Genomic DNA, 6,483 nt, shown 5'->3' with positions numbered 1-6,483 from the left:
CTACAAAGCCACCCTCAACGTCGACATCCTCGCGCCCGCAGATCCTTGACAACCAGCACCAACGTCCAAACTTCACGGCCTTGGCACTAGATCCGGACTTCGCCGTGGATGCGGGTGACTGCCGCGCCGGCGACCCAGATGGCGCCGTCGCTGTCGCGATCGATCACGACGCGGCCGTCTGCGGCGACGGCGGTGCCCTGGTGCGCGGTGTAGTGCTCGGGGGCCTGGCCGGTGCCGATCAGCCACTGCGCGATTCCCGCGTTTAGGCTTCCGGTGACTGGATCCTCGGTCATTCCGCTCGAATTGGGAAAGAACGCCCGAACTTCGAAGTCGTAATCCGCACCCGGCGGGTACGGCCCGACGATTCCGATCGGGGGCGTCGCCACGGGTGTGGGGAGGTCAAGCACCGCCTGCGCGCTGTCGAGGAGGACTGCGACCCAGCCCGGCCCGTTGTCGACCCACTGCGCATCGCGGATCGTATCGGGCGCGAGCCCCAGTCCGGTCGCGATCTCGTCGCGCAGACACCGGTCGACCGGACCTTCGCGCAACAGCGGCGGAGCCGCGAACGCGTATCCGGCATCGGTCCGGCGGATCTCGACCAGCCCGGCGGCGCATTCCTGCACGATCCGGTCCCTAACGGGCCCCTCCTGGTTGCTCGCCCAGGCATGACAACTGCCCAACGTGGGGTGACCAGCGAACGGCAGCTCGACGGCCTGGGTGAAGATCCGCACCCGGTAGTCGGCCCCCGGTGCCGTCGGCGGCAGGAGGAACGTCGTCTCGGAAAGGTTCGTCCATCTGGCGAACCGCTGCATGAGGTCGTCGGTCAGGCCCTCGCCGTCCAGCACGACCGCCAACGGGTTGCCGGTGCAAGCCCCGGCCGGGAACACGTCGACCTGGGCGAACCGGCGCGGGCGGGCATCAGCCTGGTGGCCAGTACTGGAAGTTGTCACGGATCCATGCTCGCAAGAGCGCTCGCAGGTCGCACCCCGGGGGGGCGGTTGACCAACTTGACTTGCCCGGCGGAAAGAATCCTTCGACGCAGCCACGTCCGAACACGGTGATGGCAATCCGAATAGGACAGTCGAGAGAAGAGATGGACGAGCAGCGAAGCAGCGCGGCCGCCCAGGCAAGGTCTGGCTCGGCACCGGCAGCAGCTCCGGCTCGAGACGAGCCCTGCGCAAGTCGTGTCGTCAGGCCATCGCGGACGTGTTGTAGGCGAGGGTGCCATCCGGCGCGGGGGTCGCGCGCAACCGGGGTATCGCCCCACAACGCGCGGTCCCCGCGTCAACCAAGCAGTGCGGTGACGGTGAAAAGCACTGGCACGGAAAGGACCGTCGACAGCAGGATCGATTCGCGGGCCAGCCGCACGCCCACGTTGTAGCGGGAGGCGTAGACGAAGAGATTCTGCGCCGCCGGAAGCGCGGAGATCACCACCGCGGCGAACAACGACGTGCCTTCCAGCCCGAACAGGCCCGCGCCGATCGCCCAGGCGATCACCGGGTGCACGACCGACTTCAACACGACCGACAGCAGCACCGGCCACCGCTCCGTACCACCCGCGGGCAATGCGCTGCCGTGCAACGAGATGCCGAACGCGAGCAGCACCGTTGGCACGGACAGGTGCCCGAGCAGACCGATCGGCTCCAGCACCGGCGCCGGGATCCGCCAGCCGCTCAACGAGACCCCGACGCCGATCAGCGAGCAGATGACGATCGGGTTGCGGAACGGCGCGAGGATCCGCAGCCACACCGAGGAACGCTCGCCCCCCTGCGAGAAGTCGATCACGGTCAGACCGATCGGCGTCATCACCAGCAGTTGAAACAGCATCACCGGGGCCACCAGCGTCGCGTCACCGAGCACGTACACGGCGATCGGAATGCCGAGGTTGCCGGCGTTGACGTAGCTGGAGCACAGGGCGCCAATGGTCGTGCGGCGGATGTTCCACCGGCGCAGCACGCCGACCAGCACGAAAAGCCCCGCGGCTGCGAATGTGCTCAAGGCGCTGACCAGCAGCGGAGTCGAGAAGATGATCGAGACGTCGGATTCCGAGAGCATCTTCAGCAGCAGCGCGGGAGTTCCGGCGTAGAACGACAACCGGGTCAGCACTTCGCGCCCGTTCTCGCCGAGCGCCTTGATGCGGCCGAGCAGGTAGCCGACCAGCACGATGACGGCGATGACGCCGAAGCCCTCGATCACACCACCCACGACGCCTCCACTGCTGCGATCGCATCGACTCCACAGTAGACAAGGGTGGCAGGCGACCATTGCCGGGCCGACCACTGTCGAGCGCGAGGCATTCTTTTTCTTCCGTGCTAAGGGCTTCCAGCGTTGGCCGCGCCAGCGGCACCAGCTGCGGCGGCAGTCCCGTCGGGTGCCGGTGCACCAGCACACCTCAACGGTTAGCGATCCTAAGCGATCTAAGCCGCCTCCACCCCTCGGACATGGCGATGCTCACAGCCGATCATGCAGCGTCGCCGGCCGGGACCGGGCCCAGCGAGCTGAGATCGGTGCGGCCGCTGGAGCTGGGCGCGCCGCCGGGCAGCTTCGCGGCCTTCGTCAGCGGTCCCGGGCTCCAAAGCCCCCAATGCGTTTCGGAGTGAACCTCCATCGCAGCCTCCGCCGGGAGCGCGTCGGACTGGTAGGAGTCCACCACGTACAGCGAGCCCCAGTCGCGGTGCAGATCGCCTTCGAGGTAGGTCGGCATCACGCGGACGCTGGCCGCCACGTTGAGCCAACCGAACGGGCCGCCGGCCGCCGGCGCCGACCAGCTCTGGCCCATGTCGCGCAGCATCCCGCCACCGGCGACTCGAAAGCGCGGCATCTCCACGATCCCGTTGTGCAGTCGCGCGAGGTTCAGGCACGGATGCACCAGTGCGGCGGTCCATTCCACGAAGGCGGGGGCGTCGCCGATCACCTTCGTCATGCTGGTCAGCTGCGGGACGCGCGGCGCGCTGACCGCCATCCAGCCTCCGCTGTCGATCTTTCGGTCCACGCCCACCACCCGGACCTTCGTCGCACCATCCACGATGAACCGGCGATCCCACCACATGCCGCTGAGCTGGGCGATGTCGACGTGGCCCATGATTTCGAAGCCCTGCGGGGTGTCCCGGCCCCATTCGACGCCGAGCGAGTTCACGCCGGTGGCGTCGCCGCCGAAGGACAGCACGACGGGGGCTTCGCCGCTGGTGGCCTGCGGCGGCAGGTCGTACCAGGGGGTGCGCAGCTCACCGGTGACAGGGCCATCGGCGGAGAATGTCCCCCACACCGGCGCGTCGTCGCCGCCGAACCCGAACGGCGGGGTCCACTGCTTGCCCCCCGGGTAGCCGAAGCGGTGGAAACCGACCGCGGTGGCCGAAAGGTAGTCGGCGGGCTTCGGCTTGGTGCGTCGGTTCGCCGATTCAGCGCTCTCCGCAGCCGGCTGGAGCGGCGACACGGTGAGCACACCTCGCCGGGGGTCGGTCTCGACGCCGACGTAGTCGGAGAGCCCGCAGCTGGAACCGGCTAGCTGCTTGATGTTGTCCGCGCCCAGGCTGTAACCGCCGCGCTGCCGCTGCATTCCAGCGGTGAAAAGCGCCACCTCACCGAGCAGCAGGATCGCGCAGGTGATCGTCAGCGGCGCGGCGCCGAGGCTTAGCACCCGACGCCGTGCCTCCGGCGTGATGACCGGGAGCTCGTCGTGCCTCAGGTGCTCGACCATGGCGACGACACCGGCCACCGCCGCTGCCGCCAAGAAGTACGTGCTCGCGCTTCGCCCATCGAGGCTCGGTGCCCGGTCGAACCACGGCACGCCCCAACCCGAGACGTACCACCACGAGTTCGTGCCGGTGACGGAGAGGGCGCAGATGACCATGAGACCGGCGAAGAACCCCGCCCGGTTGCGCCGGGATCGCAGCACGGCCGCGCTCGTCGCCAACGCAGTCAGCGCGGCCACCACCGCGCCGATCCCGGCGAGGATCCCGAAGTGGTGCGTGTGCTTGGTGGGCGTCATGGCCAGCACCACGAAGCTCAGCGCGGCCACCGCCAGCACGCGGCGGCTCGGGCCCAGCGCGGCGCCGCGGATCTTGTGCCGACGCAGCAGCACCACTCCGCTCGCCACGAGGCACAGGACCAGCAGCAGCACTGGGAACCGGCGCGTCAACGACCCGTCCGGCCATGGCCCGAATAGCCGGTCGTAGCGGCTGAGCTCCTCGTACCACTGCTCGTTCGGGCCGAACTTGGTCTTCAGCGCCACCGAGTCCAGCACTGACTGCAGGGTCTGGTCGAAGAAGACGCCGACGACGATCACCAGCCCGGCCGCCGCGACGGGGGCCAGCACCGGCAGCGCGCCGCGTTCCCGCACGCGCTGCCACAGCATCTGGAGCAGCGGCTTCGCGGCCACGACGAACGGCAGCAGCGCGACCATCCCGTGCGGGTTCGCGCCCAGGCCCAACGCCGCCGCGACGAGCCCGAGAGCGGCCGGCGTCAGCCGCCGTGTGGCCACCGCCCGCTCGACTGCGCAAAGCGCGAGCAGGAAGAATGCCACGACGACCGGTTCCGGCCGGAGACCGTTGTTGTAGGGCAGCCAGAAAGCCAGGAACACCGCTGCCGCGGCCCAACCCGCGGACTTGCTGCGCCCCACCTGCTGCCCGAGCCGCGGCAGCACGCCGCGGCTAACGAGCAGCCAGCTGATCACCCCGAGGAACAGCGCGGGCAACCGCACCCACGGCGTCGCGGGCGAGATCTGCACCCACAGCGCGTAGATCTCGTAGAACCACCCGAAGGGCGATTCCGGGTTTCCGAACCAGCGGAAGTAGTTGGTGACGTACCCGGCGCTGTCGGCCGCGCGCAGCATGGTCAGGATGTAACCGTCGTCGGCGGTCATCGCGCCGATCAGCCACCACACGCCCAGCGCGCTGCCGACGACGACGTCACGGACCTCCGGCCGCCACCACCCCGGCGGGACCAGGCGCGGCGCCCGCCGGATCTCCAGGTGGCGCAACGCGATCATCGAACCAAGGAACGTCAGGACGGCCAGCACCATCACGGCGACCTTCAGCGGCGTCGCCTGGCTCGCGAAGCGGTTGTCCACCCTCGCCTGGAAATCCAGGCCGCGAACGTCGTCGATCGCGGCGTCGAGCTGCGAGTAGATGCCGGTCAGCTGCGGCCGCTGATCGCCGGGCACCGCAGCCAGCGGAAGCCCGGCCACGCCGGCCTGCGTGCCGGCCGCGTCCGAGTGCACGGAAATGGAGCAGTCACCCGCGGGCAGGGTGGCGGTGCCGACCTGGTGCCCCTTCGACCAAAGCGTGACCTGCCCGGCGTCGACCTGCAGGGTCATCCCGGTCAGCCCGCCGTACTCCGACGACGGCGCGTTCGTGGCGATCAGCACACCCGGGCCGTCAATGCGCGCATCCAGGCTCCGCGCGGCCGCGCACGGCACCTCCGCCGCGAGCCACAGCGGCGCGTGGCTGGCCAGCGGCGCCGAGACCGGTTTCGTGCCCTGCGCGGTCGGCCACTGCAACGTCGTGACCTCGTGCTCGACCGGCAGGAACGGCACCGCAAGCGCCAGCAGCGCGGAGATCAGGCCCAGCAACGCCGCCCAGAGACCCGCGTATTTCGACGCCGGACCGCGGCGCGTGACCTGCACCAACCGCTGAGTCACGCGACCGCCACCTCTTCTTCCGGAAAGAACCCAATCCCGAAGAGCTTAATTAGGCGCACTGCGGGACCGATAACCGGCGCGGCGATGATCGCACTGCGCCAGCGGCCTCGCACGTTCAGCAATCCTTTCCGGTTCCCCACCACACGACTTCTGGTCCCGCACCCAGCCGCTCCGCGGCCCTGCGGACCAGTGCGCTGCCCGCGTTGACCAGCACCGGCCGCGCGGCGCGTGCCAGCAGCGGCAGGTCCGACAAGGCATCGGTATACGCCAGATCCGTGCGACGTGATGTTGCTCGAAGCGAGTGGACCATGAATGTGGAGGGCCGGTTGTTGTAGCGGAGATGTGGTCTCAGGCTAGTGCTCGAGGCCTGTCCCCACCCTCGCATGCGTCACGGGCAACTGTGGGGTGTGAAGCCGAGGGGAAAGCCCAAGGAGCTCCGTCCCATCCGGGGGTTACAGGCAAGGGGAAGGACAGACGGGTGAACGCGAGTGAACCCCTGATGAGGCTCCGTAACGTATGGCCCTGGAAGATGGGTGCAGTACCGGGGTATAGGACTTGCCGCTGGGAAGCGGCAGCGGCGGCTGGACCGTTTCTGCCAGCCGTGTGGGCACCGCAGTCCCGGATTAGAGGGGGCACCCAAAACCTGAACTGCTCCCCGGACTGAGGTTTCGCAGTTTTGTGGGGGGTGTGCGGCGTGGCGGCGTGATCATGGCCTGGAGATGGGGGAAGCATCGGCGTTCCTTGTAACCGCCCGTTGTCCGGGAGATTCGCCGATGCTTCCTGTGGGAACCGTACCGTGGTGTTTGCTGTCTGTGCTGGAGGGGGTGCGTTCGGTGTTCACCGCG

General features: G+C 68.8%; 4 protein-coding genes. All 4 read right to left on the bottom strand.

Annotated elements, in window-relative coordinates; all coding sequences use genetic code 11:
* Positions 1 to 86: 86 nt before the first annotated feature.
* Positions 87 to 950 carry a PhzF family phenazine biosynthesis protein gene (locus ACWDKQ_RS34595; protein WP_450142977.1) on the bottom strand — a complete coding sequence of 288 codons (864 nt, stop codon included), beginning with the start codon at positions 948 to 950 and terminating at the stop codon, positions 87 to 89.
* A gap of 334 nt (positions 951 to 1,284) precedes the next feature.
* Positions 1,285 to 2,205, bottom strand: a complete 921-nt coding sequence (locus tag ACWDKQ_RS34590) for an AEC family transporter (protein ID WP_450142976.1) — start codon at positions 2,203 to 2,205, stop codon at positions 1,285 to 1,287.
* 256 nt (positions 2,206 to 2,461) lie between these two features.
* On the bottom strand, positions 2,462 to 5,638 hold the full coding sequence (locus ACWDKQ_RS34585) for an arabinosyltransferase domain-containing protein (protein WP_450142975.1): 3,177 nt from the start codon (positions 5,636 to 5,638) through the stop codon (positions 2,462 to 2,464).
* Positions 5,639 to 5,753: 115 nt separating this feature from the next.
* Positions 5,754 to 5,891, bottom strand: coding sequence for a hypothetical protein (locus ACWDKQ_RS34580; RefSeq protein ID WP_450142974.1), 138 nt, complete (start codon positions 5,889 to 5,891; stop codon positions 5,754 to 5,756).
* Between the last annotated feature and the right edge of the window lie 592 nt (positions 5,892 to 6,483).

The organism is Saccharopolyspora sp. NPDC000995 (assembly GCF_053599315.1).
Note: the sequence above shows the minus strand (reverse complement) of the source record. Positions and strands in the feature narration are given on the sequence as shown.